Origin of the sequence: Pseudomonas faucium, from assembly GCF_021602585.1 — a bacterium.
Classification (GTDB): Bacteria; Pseudomonadota; Gammaproteobacteria; order Pseudomonadales; family Pseudomonadaceae; genus Aquipseudomonas; species Aquipseudomonas faucium.
The window spans coordinates 40,894-66,210 of sequence record NZ_BQIP01000002.1 but is presented as its reverse complement, the minus strand read 5'-3'; the positions used below and the strand labels follow the sequence as shown (position 1 = coordinate 66,210).

The 25,317-nt window shown below is 64.4% G+C and carries 24 protein-coding genes; 13 read left to right on the top strand and 11 right to left on the bottom strand.

Annotation, left to right across the window (positions count from 1 at the left end; genetic code table 11):
• Positions 1 to 127 precede the first annotated feature (127 nt).
• Both epsC and betT read left to right on the top strand, forming a co-directional pair.
• Positions 128 to 1,060, top strand: a complete 933-nt coding sequence (gene epsC / locus L6D75_RS02955; protein WP_176511985.1) for a serine O-acetyltransferase EpsC — start codon at positions 128 to 130, stop codon at positions 1,058 to 1,060.
• Positions 1,061 to 1,326: 266 nt separating this feature from the next.
• On the top strand, positions 1,327 to 3,288 hold the full coding sequence (gene betT / locus L6D75_RS02950; protein ID WP_176512007.1) for a choline transporter BetT: 1,962 nt from the start codon (positions 1,327 to 1,329) through the stop codon (positions 3,286 to 3,288).
• A gap of 118 nt (positions 3,289 to 3,406) precedes the next feature.
• Here the strand turns inward: betT and tauD are convergent, their stop codons facing one another.
• The 4 genes from tauD to tauA are packed head-to-tail and all read right to left on the bottom strand — an operon-like array spanning position 3,407 to position 6,903.
• Entirely contained in the window at positions 3,407 to 4,240 is an 834-nt protein-coding gene (gene tauD / locus L6D75_RS02945) for a taurine dioxygenase (protein WP_176511984.1), read from the bottom strand.
• 47 nt (positions 4,241 to 4,287) lie between these two features.
• Complete coding sequence (gene tauC, locus L6D75_RS02940; RefSeq protein ID WP_176511983.1) at positions 4,288 to 5,127, bottom strand: taurine ABC transporter permease TauC; 840 nt, start codon at positions 5,125 to 5,127, stop codon at positions 4,288 to 4,290.
• Positions 5,124 to 5,912, bottom strand: a complete 789-nt coding sequence (gene tauB / locus L6D75_RS02935; protein WP_176511982.1) for a taurine ABC transporter ATP-binding subunit — start codon at positions 5,910 to 5,912, stop codon at positions 5,124 to 5,126. Before tauB ends, tauC begins: the two co-directional genes overlap by 4 nt.
• Before the next feature lie 19 nt (positions 5,913 to 5,931).
• On the bottom strand, positions 5,932 to 6,903 hold the full coding sequence (gene tauA, locus L6D75_RS02930) for a taurine ABC transporter substrate-binding protein (RefSeq protein ID WP_176511981.1): 972 nt from the start codon (positions 6,901 to 6,903) through the stop codon (positions 5,932 to 5,934).
• A 500-nt stretch (positions 6,904 to 7,403) separates the two neighbouring features.
• On the opposite strand from tauA, the gene L6D75_RS02925 reads away from it, so the two are divergent.
• The 7 genes from L6D75_RS02925 (at position 7,404) to L6D75_RS02895 (ending at position 13,864) form a co-directional block, all read left to right on the top strand.
• Positions 7,404 to 8,747: an OprD family outer membrane porin gene (locus tag L6D75_RS02925; RefSeq protein ID WP_176511980.1), complete on the top strand. Its 1,344-nt coding sequence runs from the start codon at positions 7,404 to 7,406 to the stop codon at positions 8,745 to 8,747.
• A 165-nt stretch (positions 8,748 to 8,912) separates the two neighbouring features.
• On the top strand, positions 8,913 to 9,551 hold the full coding sequence (locus L6D75_RS02920; RefSeq protein WP_176511979.1) for a peroxiredoxin: 639 nt from the start codon (positions 8,913 to 8,915) through the stop codon (positions 9,549 to 9,551).
• Positions 9,552 to 9,813: 262 nt separating this feature from the next.
• Complete coding sequence (locus L6D75_RS02915) at positions 9,814 to 10,779, top strand: sulfonate ABC transporter substrate-binding protein (protein WP_176511978.1); 966 nt, start codon at positions 9,814 to 9,816, stop codon at positions 10,777 to 10,779.
• A gap of 60 nt (positions 10,780 to 10,839) precedes the next feature.
• Entirely contained in the window at positions 10,840 to 11,988 is a 1,149-nt protein-coding gene (gene ssuD, locus L6D75_RS02910) for an FMNH2-dependent alkanesulfonate monooxygenase (protein ID WP_176511977.1), read from the top strand.
• A 10-nt stretch (positions 11,989 to 11,998) separates the two neighbouring features.
• Positions 11,999 to 12,796, top strand: coding sequence for an aliphatic sulfonate ABC transporter permease SsuC (gene ssuC / locus L6D75_RS02905; protein ID WP_176511976.1), 798 nt, complete (start codon positions 11,999 to 12,001; stop codon positions 12,794 to 12,796).
• The gene (gene ssuB, locus L6D75_RS02900) at positions 12,793 to 13,605 is read left to right on the top strand and encodes an aliphatic sulfonates ABC transporter ATP-binding protein (protein ID WP_176511975.1); all 813 of its coding nucleotides are present in this window, start codon (positions 12,793 to 12,795) and stop codon (positions 13,603 to 13,605) included. The genes ssuC and ssuB overlap by 4 nt, the downstream gene beginning before the upstream one ends.
• 43 nt (positions 13,606 to 13,648) lie before the next feature.
• Positions 13,649 to 13,864, top strand: coding sequence for a TOBE domain-containing protein (locus L6D75_RS02895; RefSeq protein WP_008095172.1), 216 nt, complete (start codon positions 13,649 to 13,651; stop codon positions 13,862 to 13,864).
• Between the two features lie 116 nt (positions 13,865 to 13,980).
• Here the strand turns inward: L6D75_RS02895 and L6D75_RS02890 are convergent, their stop codons facing one another.
• The 4 genes from L6D75_RS02890 to L6D75_RS02875 all read right to left on the bottom strand — a co-directional run bounded on the left by L6D75_RS02890 (position 13,981) and on the right by L6D75_RS02875 (position 19,046).
• Positions 13,981 to 14,607, bottom strand: a complete 627-nt coding sequence (locus tag L6D75_RS02890) for a TetR/AcrR family transcriptional regulator (RefSeq protein WP_176511974.1) — start codon at positions 14,605 to 14,607, stop codon at positions 13,981 to 13,983.
• Positions 14,607 to 16,184, bottom strand: coding sequence for a glutamate--cysteine ligase (gene gshA / locus L6D75_RS02885; protein ID WP_176511973.1), 1,578 nt, complete (start codon positions 16,182 to 16,184; stop codon positions 14,607 to 14,609). Before gshA ends, L6D75_RS02890 begins: the two co-directional genes overlap by 1 nt.
• A gap of 154 nt (positions 16,185 to 16,338) precedes the next feature.
• Positions 16,339 to 16,722: a PaaI family thioesterase gene (locus L6D75_RS02880; RefSeq protein ID WP_176511972.1), complete on the bottom strand. Its 384-nt coding sequence runs from the start codon at positions 16,720 to 16,722 to the stop codon at positions 16,339 to 16,341.
• Positions 16,722 to 19,046 carry a Tex family protein gene (locus L6D75_RS02875; protein ID WP_176511971.1) on the bottom strand — a complete coding sequence of 775 codons (2,325 nt, stop codon included), beginning with the start codon at positions 19,044 to 19,046 and terminating at the stop codon, positions 16,722 to 16,724. The genes L6D75_RS02880 and L6D75_RS02875 overlap by 1 nt, the downstream gene beginning before the upstream one ends.
• Positions 19,047 to 19,229: 183 nt before the next feature.
• Here L6D75_RS02875 and ompR point away from each other — a divergent pair, with 183 nt between their 5' ends.
• Together ompR and L6D75_RS02865 are read left to right on the top strand one after the other, a co-directional pair.
• Positions 19,230 to 19,970: an osmolarity response regulator transcription factor OmpR gene (gene ompR, locus L6D75_RS02870; protein WP_008099008.1), complete on the top strand. Its 741-nt coding sequence runs from the start codon at positions 19,230 to 19,232 to the stop codon at positions 19,968 to 19,970.
• Between the two features lie 13 nt (positions 19,971 to 19,983).
• The gene (locus tag L6D75_RS02865; RefSeq protein ID WP_176511970.1) at positions 19,984 to 21,297 is read left to right on the top strand and encodes an ATP-binding protein; all 1,314 of its coding nucleotides are present in this window, start codon (positions 19,984 to 19,986) and stop codon (positions 21,295 to 21,297) included.
• Positions 21,298 to 21,414: 117 nt separating this feature from the next.
• Here L6D75_RS02865 and rimK read toward each other — a convergent pair whose 3' ends face one another.
• Together rimK and rimB are read right to left on the bottom strand one after the other, a co-directional pair.
• A complete protein-coding gene (rimK, locus tag L6D75_RS02860; protein ID WP_012316721.1) occupies positions 21,415 to 22,320 on the bottom strand; it encodes a 30S ribosomal protein S6--L-glutamate ligase in 906 nt (301 codons plus the stop codon).
• Positions 22,317 to 22,799: a retropepsin-like aspartic endopeptidase RimB gene (gene rimB / locus L6D75_RS02855; RefSeq protein ID WP_176511969.1), complete on the bottom strand. Its 483-nt coding sequence runs from the start codon at positions 22,797 to 22,799 to the stop codon at positions 22,317 to 22,319. The genes rimK and rimB overlap by 4 nt, the downstream gene beginning before the upstream one ends.
• 109 nt (positions 22,800 to 22,908) lie before the next feature.
• Here rimB and L6D75_RS02850 point away from each other — a divergent pair, with 109 nt between their 5' ends.
• Positions 22,909 to 23,310 carry an RNA-binding S4 domain-containing protein gene (locus tag L6D75_RS02850; protein WP_176511968.1) on the top strand — a complete coding sequence of 134 codons (402 nt, stop codon included), beginning with the start codon at positions 22,909 to 22,911 and terminating at the stop codon, positions 23,308 to 23,310.
• Positions 23,311 to 23,382: 72 nt separating this feature from the next.
• Here L6D75_RS02850 and L6D75_RS02845 read toward each other — a convergent pair whose 3' ends face one another.
• Positions 23,383 to 24,177, bottom strand: a complete 795-nt coding sequence (locus L6D75_RS02845; protein WP_176511967.1) for a phosphatase PAP2 family protein — start codon at positions 24,175 to 24,177, stop codon at positions 23,383 to 23,385.
• 120 nt (positions 24,178 to 24,297) lie between these two features.
• Between L6D75_RS02845 and hslO the strand changes: the two genes are divergently transcribed.
• Positions 24,298 to 25,197, top strand: coding sequence for an Hsp33 family molecular chaperone HslO (gene hslO, locus L6D75_RS02840; protein ID WP_176511966.1), 900 nt, complete (start codon positions 24,298 to 24,300; stop codon positions 25,195 to 25,197).
• The last annotated feature ends 120 nt before the right edge of the window (positions 25,198 to 25,317 follow it).

Below are 25,317 nucleotides of genomic sequence, written 5' to 3'. Positions count from 1 at the left end.
CCCGGTTCGTCATCGCCGCTTATGCCTGACTTAGCGCAGGATGGAATAAAGCGTTGTTTTTTCCAAGGGACGGATTTGCCGTAGAGTGGATTGCAAAATATTGCATGCCACCCGGCAGGAGAACACCGTGAGCGACCAACCTTCATCCGCGCATTGGCAGTTGCACAGCATCGTCAGCGGCCTGCGCAGCGCCCGTGAGCAATGGCGCAGCCGCAATGGCCGCAGCATCGGCGAGCAGGGCGGGCGCGAATTGCCCTCGCGCGAGGCCATGCGCCAGATCCTCGAGCAGCTGTGCGGGGCGCTGTTCCCGATGCGCCTGGGCCCGGTGGACCTGCGCGAGGAGAGCGAGGACTTCTACGTCGGCCATACCCTGGACGCGGCGCTCACCTCCCTGCTGGCCCAGGCACGCCTGGAGCTGCGCTATGCCGCGCGCCAGAGCAACGGCGAACTGGCAACCGTGGATGCCCAGGCCCTGCGCCTGATCCAGGATTTCGCTGCGGCCCTGCCTGGGCTGCGGGTGATGCTCGATACCGATGTGCTGGCGGCCTACCACGGCGACCCGGCGGCGCGCAGCGTCGATGAAGTGCTGCTGTGCTACCCGGGGATCCTGGCGATCATCCACCACCGCCTGGCCCACCACCTGTACCGCGCCGGCTTGCCGTTGCTGGCGCGGATCAGCTCGGAGCTGGCGCATTCGGCGACGGGCATCGACATCCACCCGGGCGCGCAGATCGGGCCGAGCTTCTTCATCGACCATGGCACCGGCGTGGTGATTGGCGAGACGGCGATCATCGGCGAGCGGGTGCGCATCTACCAGGCGGTCACGCTGGGGGCCAAGCGCTTCCCCAGCGACGAGTCGGGGACGCTGCACAAGGGGCTGGCGCGCCACCCGATCGTCGAGGATGACGTGGTGATCTATGCGGGGGCGACCATCCTGGGGCGCATCACCATCGGCAAAGGCTCGACCATTGGCGGCAATGTGTGGCTGACCCGCAGCGTGCCGGCTGAAAGCAACATTACCCAGGCGAACTTGCAGCTCGATTGCCAGGACAAGAACTGAGGCTGTTGGCTCCCACGGTACTTGTGGGAGCCGGCTTGCCGGCGATAGGGCCGGTACAGGCATGCACCGATCAGCACCCCGGTTCGCATTGAAATCCGATCCATGTTTAACTTGAACGCTTGTTCAACGAAAAACGCTGGTCCGCTGCCGGTGTTCAACAGGAGGATTCCTTTGCTGAACCCGTTCATTCCGAACCTCACGTCAATCGACGAGGTGCATGTCCCATGAGTGCACCGACCCCTTCACTTGCCGCTGGCAAGATCCGCATGAACCCGCCGGTGTTCTACTTTGCGGCAAGCTTCATCCTCATCTTCGGCCTGGTGGTCATTGCCTTCCCGCAAGCTGCCGGTGAATGGCTGCTGGCCGCGCAGAACTGGGCGGCCAACACGGTCGGCTGGTACTACATGCTGGCCATGACCCTGTACCTGGTCTTCGTGGTGGTCACCGCGTTGTCCGGCTACGGCAAGATCAAGCTTGGTGCCGATCACGACGAGCCCGAGTTCAGCTACCTGTCCTGGGCCGGCATGCTGTTCGCCGCCGGCATCAGCATCACCCTGTTCTTCTTCTGCGTCTCCGAGCCGCTGACCCACATGCTCCAGCCGCCGCAAGGCGAGGCGGGCACGGCCGAGGCCGGGCGCCAGGCGATGCAGATCCTGTTCCTGCACTGGGGCCTGCATGGCTGGGGCGTGTTCGCCTTCGTCGGCATGGCGCTGGCCTATTTCGCCTACCGCCACAACCTGCCGCTGGCGCTGCGCTCGGCGCTGTACCCGCTGATCGGCAAGCGCATCAACGGGCCGATCGGCTATGCGGTGGATGGCTTCGGCATCATCGCCACGGTGTTCGGCCTGGGCGCCGACATGGGCTTTGGCGTGCTGCACCTCAATGCCGGCCTCGACTACCTGTTCGGCATCAGCCACAGCCAGTGGGTGCAGGTGATGCTGATCGCCCTGATGATGGGCGCGGCGGTGGCCGTGGCGGTCGCCGGGGTGGAGAAGGGCGTGCGGGTGATGAGCGACATCAACCTGTTCCTGGCCTGCGCGCTGCTGCTGTTCGTGCTGTTCGCCGGCCCTACCCAGCACCTGTTCAACACCTTGATCCAGAACTTGGGCGATTACCTGGGGGCCTTGCCGCGCAAGAGCTTCGACGTGTACGCCTATGGCGAGAACCGCGACTGGCTGGGTGGCTGGACAGTGTTCTACTGGGCCTGGTGGATTGCCTGGGCGCCGTTCGTGGGGCTGTTCATCGCGCGCATTTCGCGTGGCCGCACCATCCGTGAATTCGTCTTCGGCGTGCTGCTGATTCCGCTGGGCTTCACCTTGGCGTGGATGTCGATCTTCGGCAACAGCGCCCTGGACCAGGTGATCAACCACGGCATGACCGCCCTGGGCCAGTCGGCCCTGGACAACCCGTCGATGAGCCTGTACCTGCTGCTGGAAACCTACCCATGGAGCAAGACGGTCATCGCGGTGACGGTGTTCATCAGCTTCGTGTTCTTCGTCACCTCGGCCGACTCCGGCACGGTGGTGCTGTCGACCCTGTCGGCCAAGGGCGGCGACGCCGACGAAGATGGCCCGAACTGGCTGCGCATCTTCTGGGGCGTGATGACCGCGCTGATCACCAGCGGCCTGCTGTTCGCCGGCAGCATCGACTCGCTGAAATCGGCGGTGGTGCTGACGTCGCTGCCGTTCTCGCTGATCCTGCTGTGCATGATGTGGGGGCTGCACAAGGCCTTCTACCTGGAGAGCCAGCGGCAGATCGCGCAGATGCATTCGCTGGCGCCGTTCGCCCAGTCGCGACGTGGCCGTGGCGGCTGGCGCCAGCGCTTGAGCCAGGCCGTGCACTTCCCGTCACGCGATGAGGTGTACCGCTTCATGGACGACGTGGTGCGCCCGGCGATTGCCGATGTGCGCGAAGTGTTCGAGCAGAAGGGGCTGACCCTGATTACCCAGGATGACCCGAGCCATGACAACGTCAGCCTGAAGGTTGGCCATGGCGAGGAACAGCCGTTCATCTACCAGGTGCAGATGCGTGGCTACTTCACGCCGTCGTTTGCGCTGGGTGGGTTGGGCACCCAGGAGTTGAAGAACCGCCGCTATTACCGGGCGGAGGTGCACCTGAGCGAGGGCAGCCAGAATTACGACCTGGTGGGCTACAGCAAGGAGCAGATCATCAACGACATCCTCGACCAGTACGAGCGGCACATGCAGTTCCTGCATCTGGTCAGGTAGACCGCCGGGGCCGCTTTGCGGCCCTTTCGCGACACAAGGCCGCTCCTACAGAACAAAGCGATCCCCTGTAGGAGCGGCCTTGTGTCGCGAAAGGAGGCCAAAGGCCTCCCAAAAATCATCAAAACGGCGCATCCCCAAGAATGGTCGCCCGATGCATCACCCGCCGATTGGGCCGGTAATCATCCACAGCAAAATGCTGTGTCACCCGGTTATCCCAGAACGCCACGTCATTCTCCTGCCAACGCCAGCGAATGCTGAACTCAGGCCTGGTCGCATGGGCGAACAGCAGCTTGAGCAGCGCCTCGCTCTCCAGCTCGCTCAGTTCGTTGATCCGCGTGGTGAACCCTTCATTGACGAACAACGCCTTGCGCCCGCTCACCGGGTGGGTGCGCACCACCGGGTGCGACAACGGCGGGTTCTTGCGCCGGGTTTCTTCCCAGCGCGCCAGGTCCTCTGGCGTGGTACCAAAGCGCTCCAGCGGGAACGACTTGGTGAAATCGTGGGTGGCACTGAGCCCGTCGAGCATCTCGCGCAGCGGCGCCGACAGCGCCTCCAGCGCAGCGATGCCGCTGGCCCACAAGGTGTCGCCACCAAAGGCTGGCAGCTGCTTGGCACTGAGCACCGCGCCCAGCGCCGGGGTCGGCAGGAAGGTCACGTCGGTGTGCCACACGGCATTGTCGCGCACGTCGGTGACGGCGGTATCGAGCACCAGCACCTGCGGGGTTTCCGGCACGTTGGGGTAGATCGGGTGGATGTGCAGGTCACCGAAACGCGCGGCGAAGCGCGCCTGCTGCTCGGGGTTGATCGGCTGGTCGCGGAAGAACAGCACCTGGTGCTTGAGCAGCGCCTGCTCGATGGCGTCGCGCTGCTCGATGCTGATGTCGCGGCTGATGTCGACGCCGCTGATCTGGGCGCCGAGCGCCGGGCTGAGTGGGGTGATGGTCAGGCTCATGGCTTTTCTCGTGCTAGGCGCCGGGTTGCCGGCGTGGTCAGTCCAGTTCAGTGGCTTTGCCCGTGCCAGGGCACCAGCTTGCGTTGCAGGGCGCGCAGGCCCATCTCCAGGGCGAAGGCGATCAGGGCGATCAGCAGGATGCCCAGCACCACCACATCGGTGACCAGGAACTGCGCCGCCGACTGCACCATGAAGCCCAGGCCGCTGGTGGCGGCGATCAGCTCGGCGGCGACCAGGGTCGACCAGCCGACGCCCAGGCCGATGCGGATGCCGGTGAGGATGTCGGGCAGCGCGCTGGGCAGGATCACATGACGAATCAGCTGCGCCCGGGTGGCCCCCAGCGACTGCGCGGCGCGCAGCTTGGCCGGGTCGACGGTACGCACGCCGGTGGCCGTGGCGATGGCGATCGGGGCGAAGATCGCCAGGTAGATCAGCAGCACCTTGGACAGCTCGCCGATGCCGCACCAGATGACGATCAGCGGCAGGTAGGCCAGCGGCGGAATCGGCCGGTAGAACTCGATCAGCGGGTCGAGGATGCCGCGGGCCACGCGGTTGTAGCCGATGGCGATGCCGACTGGGATGGCCGTCAGGGTGGCGGCGGCCAGGGCCAGGCCGATGCGGCCGAGGCTGGCACCCAGGTGCTGCCACAGGCTGGCGTCCATGTAGCCCTGGGTGAGCAGCGCCCAGCCCTTGGCCAGGATGTCGCCAGGCGAGGGCAGGAACAGCGGCTCGATCCAGCCGGCGGCGGTCACCAGCCACCAGGCCAGCAGCAGGCTGGCCAGGGTCAGGGTGCTGATCCAGCGGGTTGAAAGGGGGCGGCGGGCGTTCACGGCTGGCCGGGATTGGGCGTCGCGCTTGCCGGCGACCGGCAGATCGAGGCTGCTCATGCGGGCTCCTGCAGGCTTTGGCGTTGGGAGAACACCCGCGCCAGCACATGCTCGCGGGTTTCGATGAAGCGGGGGTCGGACTTGATCGCCCGGGCCGGCTCGCCGGCGGCGTAGCGCTGGCCGAAGTCCAGCTGCAGGCGCTCGACCACACGCCCCGGGTTGGGTGCCAGCAGCACCAGCTCGCTGGCCAGGAACACGGCTTCCTCGATGTCATGGGTAATCAGGAACACCGGCTTGGCGGTGCGCTGCCACACCTGCAGCAGCAGCTCCTGCATCTGCTCGCGGGTGAAGGCGTCGAGCGCACCGAACGGCTCGTCCATCAGCAGCACCCGTGGGTCGGCTGCCAGCGCGCGGGCCAGGCCCACGCGCTGTTTCTGGCCACCGGACAGCTGCCAGATACGCCGATCGCCGAAGCCGGCCAGGTCGACCAGCGCGAGCATTTCGCGGGCCTTGGCTTCACGTTCGCTGCGCGCCACGCCAGCCAGCTCGAGGCCGAAGGCGACGTTGCCCAGCACGTTCTGCCAGGGCAGCAGGGCGTCGTCCTGGAACACCACGCCACGCTCGGCGCCGGGGCCTTGCACCGGCACGCCATCGAGGCTGATGCGCCCGCCGCTGGGGGCGACGAAACCGGCGATCAGGTTCAGCAGCGAGGTCTTGCCGCTGCCCGATGGCCCGAGGGCCACCAGCAGTTGGCGAGGCCCCAGGCTCAGGTTGATGTCGGCCAGCACCGGGGTGGTGGCGCCGGGGTACTGTGCGCTGATGCGCTCCAGCTCGAGCAAGGCCATGACGGGCTCCGGGTCAGGTTCAGTTGGGCAGGTATTTGGCGCTGACGTAAGGCGAGTAGTCCGGCAGCACCGCGTCGACCTTGCCCTGTTGCTTGAGGAAGGTGGCGGTATCGGTCAGCGCCTTGGTGGTCGGTGCGCCCAGGGCGTTGGCCTGGTCGGCGGCCAGCGGGTAGACGTTGCCTTCCAGCAGCACCGGGATGTCGCTGGCCTTGGCGCCGGACAGCTTGACCAGCTTGGCCACGTTGTCCTGGTTGGCGAGCCAGGCTTTTGGGTCCTTGCGGTAGTCGGCGTAGGCGTCGAGGGTGACCTTGGCGAAGGCCTTGACCACGTCGGGATGCTTGTCGGCGAAGTCCTTGCGCACGATCCAGGCGTCGAAGGTCGGCGCGCCTTGTTCGGCCAGTTGGCCCGAGGTGATCAGCACCTTGCCGTTTTCCTTGGCCACGCCCAGGGCCGGGTCCCAGACGTAGGTGGCGTCGATGTCGCCGCGCTTCCAGGCGGCGATGATCGCCGGTGGCGCGAGGTTGAGGATCTGCACCTTGGAGGGGTCGATGTTCCAGCCCTTGAGCGCCGCCAGCAGGCTGTAGTGGCCGGTGGAAACGAACGGCACGGCGACTTTCTTGCCGACCAGGTCTTGCGGCGTCTTGATGCTGTCACGCGCGACCAGCGCTTCGCCTGCACCGATCTGCGTGGCGATGAGGAAGGTTTGCACCGGTAGCTTGCGGGTGGCCGCTGCTGCCAGCGGGCTGGAACCGAGGTAGCCGATCTGCACGTCGCCGCTGGCGACCGCGGTGATCACATCGGCGCCGTTGTCGAACTTGCGCCAGGCGATGTCGGCTTTGCTGGCCTTTTCGTAGGCGCCATCGACCTGGGCCACCTTGGCCGGGTCGACGGTGGTCTGGTAGGCGACCGTGAGGTCGGCGGCCTGGGCCAACCAGCTGGTGCTGGCGAGAGTCAGGGCGGCGAACAGGCGCAGCGGGGCATGCGGGATCATGGTGAACCTCTCGTCAGGCAATCGATGTGATGGATGGCGAGAAGACTAGATGATCTAAGAAATCGAAAATAAATAACTTTTTCGCATTAGCTTAGGAGCCAAATGCTTTAACGCGGCTTGCCTGGGAAATGCCCACTGGCGGAACACCTGTGCGCTGCTAGTCTTTGTCCCCTCGTCAGGGGTGGTTGACGGGTAACCGGTCGGCAAACGTTTGCAAATAACCTAAAGGTATGATTGACGGGGTCGATACAACTTTTTGCAGTAAAGGTTTCACCTATATTCCGTAAAAATCTTACTAATTCATAAAACGGTCATTTTGGATTTATAGGATTGTCATTATCCTGTAGCGCAGGTTGCGTCCTTAGACCAAAGTCGCGAAACGTTCAGAAACGATTGACTTATTGGTCACGCTTTGGGACTAAATCGCCCATCCACGGTGAGCGGGGCAGAAGACTCCGCCGCCAGAGATACACAAGAATTAGAACGTAGAGGAGCAAAACATGTACAAGTCCAGCCTGGCCGTGGCCGTGGCACTGGGGGTCATCGCCCAAACTGCAGGCGCTGCCGGTTTCGTTGAAGACAGCAAACTGGCGCTGAGCTCGCGCACCATGTACTTCAACAACGACACCCGCGAAGGTGGCGTCAACGACAACCGTGAATCGGGTCAGGGCTTCAAGCTCGACTACATTTCCGGCTTCACCCAAGGTACCGTTGGCTTCGGCGTCGACGCTCAGGCGCTGTGGGGCATCCACCTCGACGGCGGCAAGGGCAAGCACCCTGATAACAGCAGCTTCTTCCCGAGCGCACACGACAAGTCGGCAGAAAGCCAATGGGCTCGCCTGGGCGCCAACGCCAAGGCACGCTTCTCCAAGACCGAAGCGCACTTCGGTAGCGCCCTGGCACCGAACCTGCCAATCCTGGTTTCCAACGATGGTCGTCTGCTGCCGCAGACCTTCGAGGGTGGCACCATCCAGTCGAAGGAAATCGACAACCTGACCATCAACGCCGGTCAGCTGACCCACGCCATGGGTCGCGCCTCGAGCAACCGTACCGGTCTGTCCGTGGCTGGCGCTACTGCAGAAAGCAACAAGTTCCGCTACGGCGGCCTGGACTACAAGCTCACTCCAGACCTGACCCTGCAGTACTACTACTCGAACCTGGAAGACTTCTACAAGCAGCACTTCCTGGGTGCGACCCACGTCTTCAAGATTTCTGACAACCAGTCGTTCAAGACCGACCTGCGCTACTTCGACAGCAGCAGCGACGGCAAGAATGGCAACGACAGCACCTACAACTTCAACAACAACGGCGGCTACGCCAAGCACCTTGGCGAGATCGACAACAAGACCTGGTCGGCGATGTTCACCTATACCCTGGGTGGTCACTCGTTCCTGGTCGGTCGCCAGCAAGTCGGTGACGACGGTGGCTTCGTGTGGCTGGGCCAGGGCAGCCTGGTCAATGACAACGGCAGCTCCGAAGGCGCAGGTGGCTCCAGCTTCTACCTGTTCACCGACAGCATGATCAACCAGTTCGCCCGTGCGGGTGAGAACACCAACTTCGGCCAGTACGCCTATGACTTCGCTGCCCTGGGTGTCCCAGGTCTGAAAGCATCGGTTGCCTACCTGCGTGGTGACGACATTCGCTACCGCAGCGGCCACGGTACCTACAACGAGTGGGAGCGTGACGCGCGTATCGACTACACCATCCAGGACGGCACCCTCAAAGGCCTGGGCTTCAGCCTGCGTCAAGGTGTCTACCGTGGTAGCGGTGGCTCGAGCAGCGAGTTCACCAAAGACCAGGATCAGGCTCGCTTCATCGTGAACTACACTTACGCCTTCATGTAAGTCGTAGCCACACAGAAAGCCTCGCCTAGTGCGAGGCTTTTTTGTGCCTGCCATTCGGTATGCAATAAGGTTATAAATAAATCAGTATTTATTCTTTTTGTTTTTATTCGGATGCAGGCACATTGAACCCCACAAGGCCAGAACACAGCACAGGAGCCGCACCCCATGAGCCTCAAACTCGGCGACATCGCCCCTGATTTCGAACAGGATTCCAGCGAAGGCAAGATCCGTTTCCACGAATGGCTGGGCAATAGCTGGGGTGTGCTGTTCTCCCACCCGGCCGACTTCACCCCGGTGTGCACCACCGAGCTGGGCCTGACCGCCAAGCTCAAGGGCGACTTCGCCAAGCGCGGCGTCAAGGCCATCGCGCTCTCGGTCGACCCGGTCGACTCGCACCACAAGTGGATCGAGGACATCAACGAGACCCAGAACACCGTGGTCAACTTCCCGATCATCGCCGACGCCGACCGCAAGGTGTCCGACCTGTACGACCTGATTCACCCCAACGCCAGCGACACCCTGACCGTGCGCTCGCTGTTCGTCATCGACCCGAATAAGAAGGTGCGCCTGACCATCACCTATCCGGCCAGTACCGGGCGCAACTTCAACGAGATCCTGCGGGTGATCGACTCGCTGCAACTGACCGACACCCACAAGGTCGCCACGCCAGGCAACTGGCAGGACGGCGACGAGGTGGTGATCGTGCCTTCGCTCAAGGACGAGGACGAGATCAAGCAGCGCTTCCCCAAAGGTTATCGGGCGGTCAAGCCGTACCTGCGGCTGACCCCGCAACCCAATCGCTGAAGAATTCCTCGTTGCATTGCTCTTAGCCATAGCAGGGATATTCGGGCCGTTTCGACGGCCCTTTTTTATGCCTGCAACGAGCGCGAGCGATAAATGCAAAATGGAATAAACAAATGAAAAAATATGATTTCTAGATATATAAAAACATTGGTACTGTCACTTCCACAGATCCTCTGATCCCCGTCCTACCGCTGTATCACCTTACTCGCCCGCCAACGAGGCAAGCAGGTGCAACCCGAACCCAATTGCACAGGAGAGCGCCATGCGCACAGTCTTCTTGCGTCGTGGTCTGGTCGCCCTGTTTGCGGCGGCTGTGTCCTTCGGCGCCATTAACCAAGCCCAGGCCGAGAGCCTGCGTATCGGTTACCAGAAATACGGCACCCTGGTGCTGCTCAAGGCCAAGGGCACGCTGGAGAAGCGCCTGGCCGAGCAGGGCGTGCAGGTGCAGTGGACCGAATTCCCAGGTGGCCCGCAGTTGCTCGAAGGGCTGAACGTCGGCTCCATCGATTTTGGCGTCACCGGCGAAACCCCACCCGTGTTCGCCCAGGCCGCCGGTGCCGACCTGCTCTATGTGGCCTACGAGCCGCCTGCGCCGCACAGCGAAGCCATCCTCGTGCCCAAGGGCTCGCCGATCCAGTCGGTGAAAGAACTCAAGGGCAAGAAAGTCGCCCTCAACAAAGGCTCCAACGTCCATTACCTGCTGGTCCGCGCCCTGCAGGACGCCGGCCTTCAGTACAGCGATATCCAGCCGGTGTACCTGCCGCCCGCCGATGCCCGCGCCGCCTTCGAGCGTGGCAGCGTCGATGCCTGGGTGATCTGGGACCCGTACCAGGCCGCCGCCGAGCAGCAGCTGCAGGCCCGGACCCTGCGTGATGGCAAGGGCCTGGTCGACAACCACCAGTTCTACCTGGCCACCCGCAATTACGCGACCCAGCACCCGGCGGTGATCAACACCTTGATCGAAGAAGTGCGCGCCGTGGGCCAATGGTCCCAGGCCAACCCGCAGCAGGTCACCGACCAGGTTGCGCCGCTGCTCGGCCTGCCCGCCGAGATCACCCTGACCTCGGTCAAGCGCCAAGGCTACGGTGCCAGCCCGCTGACCCCCGAGGTCGTGGCTTCGCAACAGAAAATCGCCGACACCTTCACGGCGCTCAAGCTGATTCCCAAGGCGCTGAGCATCAAGGACGTGATCTGGACACCCCCGGCCAAGGTCGCCAGCGCGCCTTGATCGATCAGCCTGCGCCGGGGCGCCGCCCCGGCTTGAGCCACCCCTGAGGAGACAACTCCAATGAGCCTTAACATTTTCTGGTTCCTCCCAACCCACGGTGACGGCAAGTACCTGGGCACTTCCGACGGCGCTCGCGCGGTCGACCACGGTTACCTGCAGCAGATCGCCCAGGCCGCCGACCGCCTGGGCTTCGGCGGCGTGCTGATCCCCACCGGGCGCTCCTGCGAGGATTCCTGGCTGGTGGCCGCATCGCTGATCCCGGTGACCCAGCGCCTGAAGTTCCTGGTCGCCCTGCGCCCGGGCATCATTTCGCCGACCGTGGCCGCGCGCCAGGCGGCAACCCTGGACCGCCTGTCCAACGGCCGTGCGCTGTTCAACCTGGTGACCGGCGGCGACCCGGACGAGCTGGCCGGTGACGGCCTGCACCTGAACCACCAGGAACGCTACGAAGCCTCGGTCGAGTTCACCCGCATCTGGCGCAAGGTGCTGGAAGGCGAGAACGTCGACTACGACGGCAAGCACATCCAGGTGAAGGGCGCCAAGCTGCTCTATCCACCGATCCAACAGCCGCGCCCGCCGCTGTACTTCGGTGGCTCGTCCGAAGCCGCCCAGGACCTGGCTGCCGAGCAGGTCGAGCTGTACCTGACCTGGGGCGAGCCGCCTGCCGCCGTTGCCGAAAAAATCGCCCAGGTGCGTGAGAAAGCCGCTGCCCAGGGCCGTGAAGTGCGCTTTGGCATCCGCCTGCACGTGATCGTGCGGGAAACCAACGAAGAGGCCTGGGCCGCAGCCGACCGCCTGATCTCGCACCTGGACGACGACACCATCGCCCGCGCCCAGGCTTCGCTGGCGCGCTTCGACTCGGTGGGCCAGCAGCGCATGGCTGCCCTGCACGGTGGCAACCGCGACAACCTGGAAGTCAGCCCCAACCTGTGGGCCGGTGTCGGCCTGGTACGCGGTGGCGCCGGTACTGCACTGGTCGGCGATGGCCCGACCGTGGCGGCGCGGGTCAAGGAATATGCCGAGCTGGGCATCGATACCTTCATCTTCTCCGGCTACCCGCACCTGGAAGAGTCCTACCGCGTTGCCGAGCTGCTGTTCCCGCACCTCGACGTGCAGCGCCCGGAGCAGCCGAAAAGCGGCGGCTACGTGAGCCCGTTCGGCGAGATGGTGGCCAACGACATCCTGCCCAAGTCCGTGTCGCAGAGCTGAGGACCGGGCCATGAGTCGTGCAACGTCCTCCACCCTGACCCAGCGCCTGGCGCCGTGGGCACTGCCGCTGGCGCTGCTGGCGGTGTGGCAGCTGGCGGTCAGCGCAGGCTGGCTGTCGACGCGCATCCTGCCAGCGCCCAGCGCGGTGGTCAGCGCCGGTGTCGAGCTGGTGCGCAGCGGTGAAATCTGGACCCACCTGGCCATCAGCGGCTGGCGTGCCGGCCTGGGCTTTCTGATCGGTGGCAGCATCGGCCTGGTGCTGGGCTTCATCACCGGCCTGTCGAACTGGGGCGAACGCCTGCTCGACAGCTCGGTGCAGATGATCCGCAACGTGCCGCACCTGGCGCTGATCCCGCTGGTGATCCTGTGGTTCGGTATCGACGAGTCGGCGAAGATCTTCCTGGTCGCGCTGGGCACGCTGTTCCCGATCTACCTGAACACCTACCACGGCATCCGCAACGTCGACCCGGCGCTGGTGGAGATGGCGCGCAGCTATGGCCTGTCGGGCTTCGGCCTGTTCCGCCAGGTGATCCTGCCGGGCGCGCTGCCGTCGATCCTGGTCGGGGTGCGCTTCGCCCTGGGCTTCATGTGGCTGACCCTGATCGTGGCCGAGACCATTTCGGCCAACTCCGGCATCGGCTACCTGGCGATGAACGCCCGTGAATTCCTGCAGACCGACGTGGTGGTGCTGGCGATCGTCCTCTACGCCGTGCTCGGCAAGCTCGCCGACCTCGCCGCTCGCGGCCTGGAGCGTGTGTGGCTGCGCTGGCACCCGGCCTACCAAGTGGCCAAGAAGGAGGGCGCATGACCGTGCTCAAGGAACAACCGCCACGCTTGCTGCGGGGCATCCCGCTGGCCGCCAACGGCCTGCGCAAGACCTTCGGCCAGCGTGAGGTGCTGCGTGGCATCGACCTGCACATCCCGGCCGGCCAGTTCGTTGCCATCGTCGGGCGCAGCGGCTGCGGCAAGAGCACCTTGCTGCGCCTCTTGGCCGGGCTCGACCAGCCCAGCGCCGGCGAGCTGCTGGCAGGCCCGGCACCGCTGGCCGATGCCCGCGAGGACACCCGTCTGATGTTCCAGGATGCACGCCTGCTGCCCTGGAAGAAGGTGATCGACAACGTCGGCCTGGGCCTGCGTGGCGACTGGCGCCAACGCGCGCTGGATGCCCTGGAGGCGGTCGGCCTGGCTGACCGTGCCAATGAATGGCCAGCGGCGTTGTCCGGCGGCCAGAAACAGCGTGTGGCCCTGGCCCGCGCACTGATCCACCAGCCGCGCCTGCTGCTGCTGGACGAGCCACTGGGCGCGCTGGATGCGCTGACCCGTATCGAGATGCAGCAACTGATCGAACGCCTGTGGCGTCAGCACGGCTTCACCGTGCTGCTGGTGACCCACGACGTCAATGAAGCCGTCGCGGTGGCCGACCGGGTGATCCTGATCGAGGACGGCGAAGTCGGCCTGGACCTCACTGTCGAGCTGGCAAGGCCCAGGGCGCGTGGTTCGCACCGCCTGGCCGCGCTGGAAAGCGAAGTGCTCAACCGCGTTCTGTCGGCCCCGGGCACACCGCCCGAGCCGGACCCTGTAGCCCCTTTGCCCACGCAACTGCGTTGGGCGCACTGACGACTCACTTACCAGACTGAAGCCAAAGAGAAGGAATCAAGCCATGACTATCAAAGCGATCAACGTCCGTAACCAGTTCAAAGGCACCGTGAAAGAAATCCTCGAAGGCCCGGTGCTGTCGGAAATCGACGTGCAGACGGCCTCGGGCATCGTGACGTCGGTGATTACCACGCGTTCGGTGAAAGAGCTGGAGCTGCAGGTGGGCAGTGAAGTGATTGCCTTCGTGAAATCGACCGAGGTCTCCATCGCCAAGCTGTGAGGCCGTGGCAGCGACCGCTATCGCCGGCAAGCCGGCTCCCACAGGTTCTCTGCAGGCGTTGGCCTTGCACGGTACCTGTGGGAGCCGGCTTGCCGGCGATAGGGCCGGTGAATTCCTTAGCGTTTCGCCAGAAACGGCGGCAGATACAACCCCAGGTACGCCTCGAACACCCGCTTGCCTTCCTCGGCCATGCGCGGGGTGATCTGCTCATGCAGCTGCACCGAGCGCGCATAAACGCGGTCGCTCAGCTCCATGGCCAAGGCAAACACATCCACATCGCCAGGCATCACCGGCAGCTTGAAATGCTGGTCGAACAGCTTGTGCATCAAGTCGCCCAGTTCCATGTCGTGCTGCCGGTCGGCCTGCACCACCTCGCTCAGCCCGTGCTGCGCCAGAATCAGCTGCCGCGCCGCAGCGTCCTCGTTGTAGATGGCCAGCATGCGCTGCTCGATCAGGCGGGACAGCTCATGCCAGGTATCGAATGCGCTGCTGTCGATCGGCGCGCGCAACGCTTCGCGAAAGGCCCGGTGCACATCGGCGGTCAGCGCTTCGAGCAAAGCCGGCACGCTGGCGAAGAAGTGGTACACCGACGAAGGCGGGATCTGCGCCCGCTCGGCCACGCTGTAGATCGACAACGCCGCCACCCCTTGCCCGGCCAGCAGCTCGCGCGCGGCCGCCAGGATCGCTTCGATCCTGGCCTGGCTGCTGGCGCGTGGCTTGCGTGGGGTGGGGCTGCGGGTCATCAGTTGCTGATCGCCAGGATGCTGGCCTGGTACGCACCGACGAACAGGTCGAAGTCGCCGACCTCCTGTTGCTCCAGGCGCGACTGCTCGGCCAGCGAGTCGCGGGCCAGGGTCTCGTAGGCCTGCTGGCGCTCGGCGGGCAGCGGCTGCTCGCGGAAGGTTTCGGCATGGATGCGGCTTTGGCGCAGGGAGAACTGCACGAAGTTTTCGTCATGCTCGGTCATGCGCGCCAGGACCTGCGCCGACGGCGTCAGCGAGGCGTCGTCGACCTTGGCCTGCTGCTCTTCCAATGCCTTGGCGTGTTCATCGCCGCCGTGGGTGCGGTCGAGCAGGTCGGCCAGCTGGCCGATGCGCCCGATCAGCTCGGTGGCCCAGGCCTTGAGTGTGATCGGCTGGCCATCGCGGTGCAGCTCCAGGCCTGGGCGACGGCCTTCCTTGACCACGGTGAGGAAGTTGCTGGTGCACTGGCTGCATTCGCCGTTGTCCAGCTGCGGGCTTTCTTCCAGTGCGCAGAACAGCAGGAACGCATCGAGGAAGCGGGCCTCGGTCAGGTCGATGCCCACCGGCAGGAACGGGTTGATGTCCAGGCAGCGCACTTCCACATACTGCACGCCGCGCGAGGTCAGGGCCTGGATCGGCCGCTCGCCGGTGTAGGTGACGCGCTTGGGGCGGATGTTCGAGTAGTACTCGTTCTCGATCTGCAGGATGTTGGTGTTCAGTTGCACCCATTCGCCATCCACATGGGTGCCGATCTCGACATAGGGCGGGTAGGGCGTGCCGACGGCCTTGCGCAGGCTGTCGGTATAGCTGTCGAGGTTGTTGTAGCAAGGCGTGAGGCCGGCCTGGGCGTTGCTCTGGTAACCCAGGTCGCTCATGCGCAGGCTGGTGGCGTAAGGCAGGAACAGGGTTTCGCCATCGAGCTCTTCGAGCTGGTGCGGGCGGCCCCGCAGGAAGCCTTTGTCCAGTGCCGGCGAGGCGCCGAACAGGTACATCAGCAGCCAGCTGTAGCGGCGGAAGTTGCGGATCAGCGCAATGTAGGCCGAGGACTGGTAGTCGCGGTCGCTTTCGCTGCTGCCTTCGGCGTCGCGCAGCAGGGGCCACAGCGCTTCGGGCAGCGAGAAGTTGTAGTGGATACCGGCGATGCACTGCATGGTGCGGCCGTAACGCAGGGCCAGGCCCTTGCGGTAGACGTGCTTGAGCTTGCCGATATTGGAGGTGCCGTATTCGGCGATCGGGATGTCCTCCTCGGCCGGCAGCGTGCACGGCATCGACGGGCTCCACAGGTATTCGTCGGCGAGCTTGCTGTAGACGAAGCGGTGGGTCTGTTCGAGGCTCTCGAGCACCTTGGCCGGGTCTGCCAGGGCTGGGGTGATGAACTCCAGCAGCGACTCGGAATAATCGGTGGTGATCTGCTCGTTGGTCAGCGCCGAACCCAGCGCTTCGGGGTGTGGGGTCTGGGCCAGGCGACCTTCATCGGTCACACGCAGGCATTCGCGCTCAATACCGTGCAGGCACTGCTCGAGCAGGGGGAGATTGGCGCCGAGCAGGCTCAGGCGGCGGTTGAGGAGGTCGCTCAAGATGGATTCCTTCACGCGTCAGTCGCCCCAATATGGGGGTAGAGATAACGGTCTACAAGGGTAGGAACAAAGGAACTGGCGTTGTCGCCTGGTTTACGCGGTTCCGGCAGTGCCAGCGCACTGCCGGAAAATACCGCAGATACCCCTTGGTGAGCTAGAGAACCGCGAAGGTTCCTTGCGCTTTTGCCACCAGTTTGTCGCCTTGGACTACGTCGGCGTCGACCACCAGGGTGCGGCGCCCGGCGTGCAGCACGCGGGCGGTGCACAGCACTTCACCGTCGCTGACGGCGCGCAGGTAGTTGATCTTGCACTCGATGGTCACGCTCTGCTGGTCGAAGCCATGGCTGGCCGAGCAGGCCAGCCCCATGGCGATGTCCACCAGGCTGAAGATCGCCCCGCCGTGCAGCTTCTGGCCGCGGTTGCGCAAGTGCGGCTCGAGCGCCAGGGCCACCTCGGCAACGCCTGTGTCCAGGCGTTGCACGCGGCAGCCAAGCAGCTGGCTGTAGGCGCTTTCGACCAGTTCCTTGGGGATTTCCATCATTTCTTCTTCAGCTGCTTGGCGTTGGCGAACAGCGCCGCCATGGCGTTGTTGGCCGGGGCTGCGGTGGCCGTTTCACGCTGGCGTGGGGCCTGCTGCGGGCGGTTGCCGGCATTGCCACGGTTGCCGCCGCGGTTGCCTTCGACCTTCTCGCCCGGCGTGTCGCTCATGCGCATGGACAGGCCGACGCGCTTGCGCGGGATGTCCACTTCCATGACCTTGACCTTCACCACGTCGCCGGCCTTGACCGCTTCGCGCGGGTCCTTGACGAACTTCTCCGACAGCGCCGAGATGTGCACCAGGCCGTCCTGGTGCACGCCGATGTCGACGAAGGCACCGAAGTTGGTGACGTTGGTGACCACGCCTTCGAGGATCATGCCCGGCTCCAGGTCCTTGAGGTCCTCGACGCCGTCCTGGAAGGTGGCGGTCTTGAACTCGGGGCGTGGGTCGCGGCCGGGTTTGTCCAGTTCCTGGAGGATGTCGGTGACGGTCGGCAGGCCGAAGGTTTCGTCGGTGAAGCGCTTGGGGTCGAGGCGCTTGAGGAAGCCGCTGTCGCCGATCAGCGAGCGGATGTCGCGTTCGGTATCGGCAGCGATGCGCTTGACCAGCGGGTAGGCCTCAGGGTGCACGGCCGAGGCATCGAGCGGGTTGTCACCGTTCATGACGCGCAGGAAGCCTGCGGCCTGCTCGTAGGTTTTTTCGCCCAGGCGGCTGACTTTCTTGAGCGCGACGCGGGTGGCGAACGGGCCGTTGGCATCGCGGTGGGCGACGATGTTCTGCGCCAGGGTCGCGTTGAGGCCGGAGATGCGGGTCAGCAGCGCCACCGAGGCGGTGTTGACGTCCACGCCCACGGCGTTCACGCAGTCCTCGACCACGGCGTCCAGGCCGCGGGCCAGTTTCAGCTGGGACAGGTCGTGCTGGTACTGGCCGACACCGATGGATTTCGGGTCGATCTTCACCAGTTCGGCGAGCGGGTCCTGCAGGCGACGGGCGATCGACACCGCGCCGCGGATCGACACGTCCAGGTCCGGGAATTCGCGGGCGGCCAGCTCCGAAGCCGAATACACCGAGGCGCCGGCTTCCGAGACCATGACCTTGGTGATCTTCAGGGCTGGGTATTTTTTCACCAGCTCGCCCACCAGCTTGTCGCTTTCACGGCTGGCGGTGCCGTTGCCGATGGCGATCAGCTCCACCGAGTGCTTGGCGCACAGGGCAGCGAGGATGGAGAGGGTGCGGTCCCAGTCGTTCTTCGGCGCATGCGGGTAGACCGTGGTGTGGTCCAGCAGCTTGCCGGTGGCATCGACCACGGCGACCTTGCAGCCGGTACGCAGGCCCGGGTCGAAGCCCAGGGTGGCGCGCGGGCCGGCCGGGGCGGCCAGCAGCAGGTCGTGCAGGTTGTGGGCGAAGACGTTGATCGCCTCGCCTTCGGCGTTGTCGCGCAGCTCGCCGAACAGGTCGGTTTCCAGGTGGGTGTAGAGCTTGACCTTCCAGGTCCAGCGCACCACTTCGCCCAGCCATTTGTCGGCCGGGCGGTTGTGGTTTGCCAGGCCGAAGTGGCTGGCGATCATCACCTCGCACGGGTGCAGGGTGCCTGGCAGCTCTTCGCCGACCTTCAGCGATGCGCTCAGCACGCCTTCGTTGCGCCCGCGGAAAATCGCCAGGGCGCGGTGCGACGGGGCGTTGCGCAGCAGTTCGTCATGGGCGAAGTAGTCGCGGAACTTGGCGCCTTCCTCTTCCTTGCCGGCCACCACGCGGGCGCTGAGCACGGCTTCGTGCTTGAGGAAGTTGCGCAGCTTGTCGAGCAGCGCGGCGTCTTCGGCGAAGCGCTCCATGAGGATGTACTTGGCGCCTTCCAGCGCGGCCTTCACGTCGGCCACGCCCTTGTCGGCGTCGACGAAGCGCGCGGCTTCGCTCTCCGGGGCCAGCTGCGGGTCGTTGAACAGGCCGTCGGCCAGCTCGCCGAGGCCGGCTTCCAGGGCGATCTGGCCCTTGGTGCGGCGCTTTTGCTTGTACGGCAGGTAAAGGTCTTCGAGGCGGGTCTTGGTGTCGGCCAGCTTGATCTCGCGGGCCAGCTCCGGGGTCAGCTTGCCCTGCTCCTCGATGCTGGACAGGATGCTGGCGCGGCGCTCGTCGAGTTCGCGCAGGTAGCGCAGGCGCTCTTCCAGGTGGCGCAGCTGGGTGTCGTCCAGGCTGCCGGTCACTTCCTTGCGGTAGCGGGCGATGAAGGGCACGGTCGAGCCTTCGTCCAACAAGCCCACGGCCGCTTCGACCTGCTGCGGGCGAACGCCCAGTTCCTCGGCGATACGGCTGTTGATGCTGTCCATGTAAACCACCTGGCAAGGATTGAAAGCCGCGCATTATACCCATCGAAAAGGCCTTGCGGTGATGGCGCCCGGCCAGTGTCGATGGCCAGGAAGTGGCGCCAGGGGAAAAATCTGCTAACAATGCTCACGGCACGCAGGGTAATGGCTACGCCATAATGCGCGGCGATATCAGAGGAGTTATTCATGACTGGCACCCCCAACACCGCTGAAGGTGACAAGATTCTCATCGTCGACGACGATCCGGGGCTCAGCAGCCTGCTGGAACGTTTCTTCACCAGCAAGGGCTATCGCGCCCGCGCGGTGCCCAACACCGAACAGATGGACCGCCTGCTGCAGCGCGAGGTGTTCAACCTGGTGGTGCTCGACCTGATGCTCCCGGGTGAAGACGGCCTGTCCGCGTGCAAGCGCCTGCGCCAGTCGAACAACCAGATCCCGATCATCATGCTCACCGCCAAGGGCGACGAGCTCAGCCGCATCAAGGGGCTGGAGCTGGGCGCCGACGATTACCTGGGCAAGCCGTTCAACCCGGACGAGCTGATGGCCCGGGTCAAGGCCGTGCTGCGTCGCCAGGCCCCGAGCGTGCCGGGCGCCCCGGGCAGCGAGGACGAGTCGGTCACCTTCGGCGACTACGAGCTGTCGCTGGCCACCCGCGAGCTCAAGCGCGGTGACGAAGTGCACATGCTCACCACCGGCGAATTCGCCGTGCTCAAGGCGCTGGTCATGCATGCCCGTGAGCCGCTGACCCGCGACAAGCTGATGAACCTGGCCCGTGGCCGCGAGTGGGACGCCCTGGAGCGTTCCATCGACGTGCAGATTTCGCGCCTGCGCCGCATGATCGAGCCAGACCCGTCCAAGCCACGCTATATCCAGACGGTCTGGGGCGTGGGCTACGTGTTCGTTCCAGACGGAAACGCTGGTAAATGATGCTGCGCCGTCAATGAAAACACCGCTTTGGTTCCCGCAGAGTTTCTTTGCTCGCACCCTGTGGCTGGTACTGATCGTCGTCCTGTTCTCCAAGGCGTTGACCCTGGTCTACCTGCTGATGAACGAGGACGTGCTGGTCGATCGCCAGTACAGCCACGGCGTGGCGCTGACCTTGCGCGCCTACTGGGCCGCCGATGAAGAAAACCGCGACAAGATCGCCGAGGCGGCCGGCCTTATTCGGGTAACCGGCTCGGGTGTGCCCGAAGGTGAGCAGCACTGGCCGTACAGCGAAATCTACCAGCGCCAGATGCAGGCCGAACTGGGTGAGGACACCGAAGTGCGCCTGCGCATCCACGCGCCGCCGGCGCTGTGGGTCAATGCCCCGAGCCTGGGCCCGGGCTGGCTCAAAGTACCGCTGTATCCTCATCCGCTGCGCGGGCAGAAGATCTGGAACGTGCTGGGCTGGTTCCTGGCCATCGGCCTGTTGTCCACCGCCTCGGCATGGATCTTCGTGCGCCAGCTCAACCAGCCGCTCAAGCGCCTGGTGTTCGCCGCTCGCCAGTTGGGCCAGGGGCGCAGCGTGCGCCTGCCGATCAGCGATACGCCCAGCGAAATGACCGAGGTGTACCGGGCGTTCAACCAGATGGCCGAAGATGTCGAGCAGGCCGGGCGCGAGCGTGAGCTGATGCTGGCGGGGGTTTCCCACGATTTGCGCACGCCGCTGACACGCTTGCGCCTGTCGTTGTCATTGCTGGACAGCGACAACGAGCTGAGCGATGACATGGTGCGCGACATCGAGGACATGGACGCCATCCTCGACCAGTTCCTGGCGTTCATCCGCGATGGCCGTGACGAACCGGTGGAAGAAGTCGACCTTGCCGACCTGGTGCGTGAAGTGGTGGCGCCCTACAACCAGCCCCACGAGCGCGTGCGCTTGTGCCTGGAGCCGATCCCGCCATTCCCGCTGCGCCGGGTGTCGCTCAAGCGCATGCTGGGCAACCTGATCGGCAACGCCTTGCACCATGCGGGCAAGGGCGTGGAGGTGGCTGCCTATGTGTCGGGTGACGAGAGTGCGCCGTATGTGGTGCTGAGCGTGCTTGACCGGGGTGCCGGGATCGACGAGTCGGAGCTGGAGACCATCTTCAACCCGTTCATTCGCGGGGACCGTGCCCGGGGCGGCAAAGGTACCGGGCTGGGCTTGGCGATCGTCAAGCGGATCGCGGCGCAGCATGGCGGCAATGTCGAGTTGCGCAACCGCTCCGGCGGCGGGATCGAGGCGCGGGTGCGGTTGCCGTTGGGGCTGTTGCTGCCGCGCAATGCTGTGTGATTCTCGCTGGCCCTATCGCCGGCAAGCCGGCTCCCACAGGTACACCACAATGCTCTGAATCTGTGGCGAACCTGTGGGAGCCGGCTTGCCGGCGATTAGGGCCGGTACAGGCTTGAATCAACCTTTGCCCTTGGTCCGGGTCTGATTCGGCCCGCCATTCTTCTCCAGATGCTCGATGATCATCCCGGCAACGTTCTTGCCGGTGGTCACTTCGATGCCTTCGAGGCCTGGCGAAGAGTTCACCTCCATCACCAGCGGCCCGTGGTTGGAGCGCAGGATATCCACACCCGCCACACTCAAGCCCATCACCTTGGCCGCACGAATGGCCGTAATCCGCTCTTCAGGCGTGATCTTGATCAGGCTGGCAACGCCGCCGCGATGCAGGTTGGAGCGGAATTCGCCTGGCTTGGCCTGGCGCTTCATCGAGGCAATCACCTTGTCGCCCACCACGAAGCAGCGAATGTCGGCGCCGCCGGCCTCCTTGATGTACTCCTGAACCATGATGTTCTGCTTCAGGCCCATGAACGCCTCGATCACCGATTCTGCCGCCTGGGTGGTCTCGCACAGCACCACACCGATGCCTTGGGTGCCTTCGAGCACCTTGATCACCAGGGGCGCGCCATTGACCATCTGGATCAGGTCGGGGATGTCGTCCGGCGAGTGGGCGAAACCGGTAATCGGCAGGCCGATGCCGCGGCGCGACAGCAGCTGCAGCGAGCGCAGCTTGTCACGGGAGCGGGCGATGGCCACCGACTCGTTGAGCGGATACACACCCATCATCTCGAACTGGCGCAAGACCGCGCAGCCGTAGAAGGTCACCGAGGCGCCAATGCGCGGGATCACTGCATCGAACCCCTCCAGTGGCTTGCCGCGGTAGTGGATCTGCGGCTTGTGGCTGGCGATGTTCATGTAGGCACGCAGGGTATCGATCACTACCATTTCGTGGCCACGCTGGGTACCGGCTTCGACCAGGCGGCGGGTGGAATACAGACGCGGATTGCGCGACAGCACAGCGATCTTCATGCAGCACCTGTGACAGGGGAAAGGGTGGCCGCGAGGGCCGGTTTGTCTTGAACGTACTTCAGGCCCGGGTTGACCACCAACTGGCCATGGATCAGCGCCTTGGAGCCGAGCAGCAGGCGGTAGCGCATGTTCTTGCGGCAGGCCAGGGTGAATTCGACCTCCCACACGCGGTCGCCGAGCGCCAGCGGCGTGCGGATGACGTAGCGGGTCTGGGCATGGCCGTTGGAGCTCTTGATGGTCTTCATGGTGACCAGCGGCGCCTCGCAGCGGCGGTGGCGCAGCTGCACCATCGAACCCAGGTGAGCGGTGAAACGCACCCAGGCCTGGCCGTCGCGTTCGAATGTCTCGACCTCGGTGGCATGCAGGCTGGAGGTACTGGCGCCGGTGTCGATCTTGGCGCGCAGGCCCGCCACGCCGAGGCCGGGCAGCGCGACCCACTCGCGCAGGCCGATCACAGTCAGATGGTCAAATGTCTTCACGAAGCACACCCTGCGAATGAGGTGGTGAACTGTAAGCACGCCGGGGACTTTTTGCATCTGATCGTTACGGTAGTACAGTTCGATGAAAGACAGAATTCGAGGAAACGCTATGGCACAAAAAGCCGAGGACGACGACAAGGTCCGCCTGGACAAATGGCTGTGGGCGGCCCGCTTCTACAAGACGCGCGCGCTGGCCAAGGCGGCGATCGAAAGTGGCAAGGTGCATTGCCGGGGCGAGCGTTGCAAGCCGGGCAAGGAGCCGCGCGTAGGCGACGAATTCGTGCTTCGCACGGGCTTCGATGAGCGCACGGTGGTGGTCAAGGCGCTGTCGGTGGTGCGCCGGGGCGCGCCCGAGGCGCAGGCGTTGTATGAAGAAACCGAAGAGAGCCTGCGCCGGCGTGAGCAGGCGGCCGAGATGCGCAAGGCTGGTGCCATGGGCATGACCACCGATGGCCGGCCGAACAAGAAGCAGCGGCGGCAGATCCATCAGCTGCATGGCAGCTTTGATTGAGTGGGGCCGCGTGGCGGCCCAATCACAGGGTCTGTAGCTGGGGGTAGGGCTGCTGAGCAGCCCTTTGACGATCTAGCGAACCACCGCCAGCCGGCCGACCAACGGCAACTTGGCTGCCAGGGCAAACAGCGGCGCTGTCCAGCGCATCAGCAGGGCACTGCCCTTGGCCGCCAAGGGCGTATGGCAACTCCAGCCCAAGGCCAGCAGTGCCATCAGCAAGCCCCCGATGTAGTCGTCCTGCCCCCAATGGGCACCGGCCACCAGGCGCGGCAACATGAACAGCACGGCCAGGCCCCAGATCACCAGGTACTGCCCCAGGCGCCGGCTGAACAGGCTCATGAACAGCGCCCAGATCAGCAGCACCGAGGCGTGGTCGCCAGGGAAGCTCTTGCCGGAGCGGTCCTTGAGTTCCCAGGCCTTTTCCAGGTTCGGGTAGTAGTCGCTCAGGTGCACGACGTTGTCGAACACCATCGAAGGGCTCACATGTTGCCAGCCGGCAGCATCCACCCACTTGGAAAACAGCGCGCGAATCACCACTAATAGGATCAGCGTGACGAGGAAGCCGAAAAACGCTTCGCGCACCTGGCTGGCCTTGAACACCCAATTGCCACGGATCAGCACGGTGAGCAGGATCAGGCCGACGACGATGTCGAACGGTCGCAGGCTGCCAAGGGTCCAGATGTAACGCCACAGGGTGTTATCGGCTAACGGCGCATTGAGGCTGCGGAACAGCCATTCGTCGAAAGTCAGGCACAGTATCTGGCCAATGGGCCATAACCAGAAACACAGTAGAGCGATGGGTAGCAGGGTACAGGCTGCCAATGGGCCCCAGGACCACCTTGCTTGGAACAGTGGTCGATTGTCCATAAAATACCTCTATTGCCAACAGGATTCGGAGCGCCTTGTGAGCGCTCTGCCACGGGCTTTCGCAATGTGTCGAAAGCCCGTGTAACCATTTTGTCATCATTTTTTAGATAGCCAAAACCTATGAGCGAATTGCCGGATACCGATTTCACCCAGCGTTTCATCTTCGACGACCGCGATATCCGCGGTGAGTGGGTGGCGCTGGACGACAGCTACGCCGCCGTGTTGGCGCGTCACCAGTACCCGCAGCCAGTGGCGGCGGTGCTCGGCGAGCTGATGGCCGCCACGGCATTGCTGGTGGGCGCGATGAAGTTCGACGGGCTGCTGATTCTTCAGGCGCGTTCGGCAGGGCCGATCCCGCTGCTGATGGTCGAGTGCTCCAGCGAGCGCGAAATCCGCGGCATGGCGCGCTACGAAGCCGAGCAGATCCCGGACGGCGCGACGCTGTCGCAGCTGATGCCCGACGGCCACCTGACCCTGACCATCGACCCGATCAAGGGCCAGCGCTACCAGGGCACCGTCGAACTCGACGGCGCCAACCTGTCGGAGTGCTTCACCAACTACTTCGTTCAGTCGCAGCAGACCAACACCCGCTTCTGGCTCAATGCCGAAGGCGGCAAGGCCCGTGGCCTGCTCCTGCAGCAACTGCCGGTGGACCGCGAGCGCGACGAGGAAGACCGCGAGAACAGCTGGCAGCACGTGGTGGCCCTGGCCAGCACGCTCAAGGCCCAGGAGTGGTCCGAAGACAACGAGACCCTGCTGCACCGCCTGTACCACGAAGACGCCGTGCGCCTGTTCGATATCCAGTCGCTGCGCTTCCAGTGCAGCTGCTCGCGCGAACGTTCCGGCAATGCGCTGGTCAGTCTTGGCGAGCACGACGCCAAGCAGCTGGTCGAGGAATGTGGCGGCAAGGTGGAGATCGATTGCCAGTTCTGCAACGAGCGCTATTTCTTCGATGCCAGCGATGTTGCGCAACTGTTTGCAGGTGGCGGCACCGACACGGCCTCAGAAACTCGCCACTGAAACGGTTAATCACAGGTAAATCTCTTGTCTAATTGCGCAAAAGCGCAGTTACGACAGGAGGGGCCTACTTTTTTTGGGCGTTTCTGGCATAATCCGGCCACTTTTTTCGCTGTAGTAGTT

What these genes read in the sequence shown, in the direction of transcription:
- tauC (WP_176511983.1), bottom strand. Translation starts at nt 5,127, where the DNA reads ATGAGCAGCCTCGATCTGCCGGTCGCCGGCAAGCGCGACGCCCAATCC.
- L6D75_RS02925 (WP_176511980.1), top strand. Translation starts at nt 7,404, where the DNA reads ATGTACAAGTCCAGCCTGGCCGTGGCCGTGGCACTGGGGGTCATCGCC.
- rimK (WP_012316721.1), bottom strand. Translation starts at nt 22,320, where the DNA reads ATGAAGATCGCTGTGCTGTCGCGCAATCCGCGTCTGTATTCCACCCGC.
- ssuC (WP_176511976.1), top strand. Translation starts at nt 11,999, where the DNA reads ATGAGTCGTGCAACGTCCTCCACCCTGACCCAGCGCCTGGCGCCGTGG.
- ssuB (WP_176511975.1), top strand. Translation starts at nt 12,793, where the DNA reads ATGACCGTGCTCAAGGAACAACCGCCACGCTTGCTGCGGGGCATCCCG.
- L6D75_RS02915 (WP_176511978.1), top strand. Translation starts at nt 9,814, where the DNA reads ATGCGCACAGTCTTCTTGCGTCGTGGTCTGGTCGCCCTGTTTGCGGCG.
- hslO (WP_176511966.1), top strand. Translation starts at nt 24,298, where the DNA reads ATGAGCGAATTGCCGGATACCGATTTCACCCAGCGTTTCATCTTCGAC.
- L6D75_RS02865 (WP_176511970.1), top strand. Translation starts at nt 19,984, where the DNA reads ATGAAAACACCGCTTTGGTTCCCGCAGAGTTTCTTTGCTCGCACCCTG.
- L6D75_RS02875 (WP_176511971.1), bottom strand. Translation starts at nt 19,046, where the DNA reads ATGGACAGCATCAACAGCCGTATCGCCGAGGAACTGGGCGTTCGCCCG.
- ssuD (WP_176511977.1), top strand. Translation starts at nt 10,840, where the DNA reads ATGAGCCTTAACATTTTCTGGTTCCTCCCAACCCACGGTGACGGCAAG.
- L6D75_RS02890 (WP_176511974.1), bottom strand. Translation starts at nt 14,607, where the DNA reads ATGACCCGCAGCCCCACCCCACGCAAGCCACGCGCCAGCAGCCAGGCC.
- tauD (WP_176511984.1), bottom strand. Translation starts at nt 4,240, where the DNA reads ATGAGCCTGACCATCACCCCACTCAGCCCGGCGCTCGGCGCCCAGATC.
- L6D75_RS02880 (WP_176511972.1), bottom strand. Translation starts at nt 16,722, where the DNA reads ATGGAAATCCCCAAGGAACTGGTCGAAAGCGCCTACAGCCAGCTGCTT.
- betT (WP_176512007.1), top strand. Translation starts at nt 1,327, where the DNA reads ATGAACCCGCCGGTGTTCTACTTTGCGGCAAGCTTCATCCTCATCTTC.
- L6D75_RS02920 (WP_176511979.1), top strand. Translation starts at nt 8,913, where the DNA reads ATGAGCCTCAAACTCGGCGACATCGCCCCTGATTTCGAACAGGATTCC.
- L6D75_RS02845 (WP_176511967.1), bottom strand. Translation starts at nt 24,177, where the DNA reads ATGGACAATCGACCACTGTTCCAAGCAAGGTGGTCCTGGGGCCCATTG.
- L6D75_RS02850 (WP_176511968.1), top strand. Translation starts at nt 22,909, where the DNA reads ATGGCACAAAAAGCCGAGGACGACGACAAGGTCCGCCTGGACAAATGG.
- ompR (WP_008099008.1), top strand. Translation starts at nt 19,230, where the DNA reads ATGACTGGCACCCCCAACACCGCTGAAGGTGACAAGATTCTCATCGTC.
- tauB (WP_176511982.1), bottom strand. Translation starts at nt 5,912, where the DNA reads ATGGCCTTGCTCGAGCTGGAGCGCATCAGCGCACAGTACCCCGGCGCC.
- tauA (WP_176511981.1), bottom strand. Translation starts at nt 6,903, where the DNA reads ATGATCCCGCATGCCCCGCTGCGCCTGTTCGCCGCCCTGACTCTCGCC.
- L6D75_RS02895 (WP_008095172.1), top strand. Translation starts at nt 13,649, where the DNA reads ATGACTATCAAAGCGATCAACGTCCGTAACCAGTTCAAAGGCACCGTG.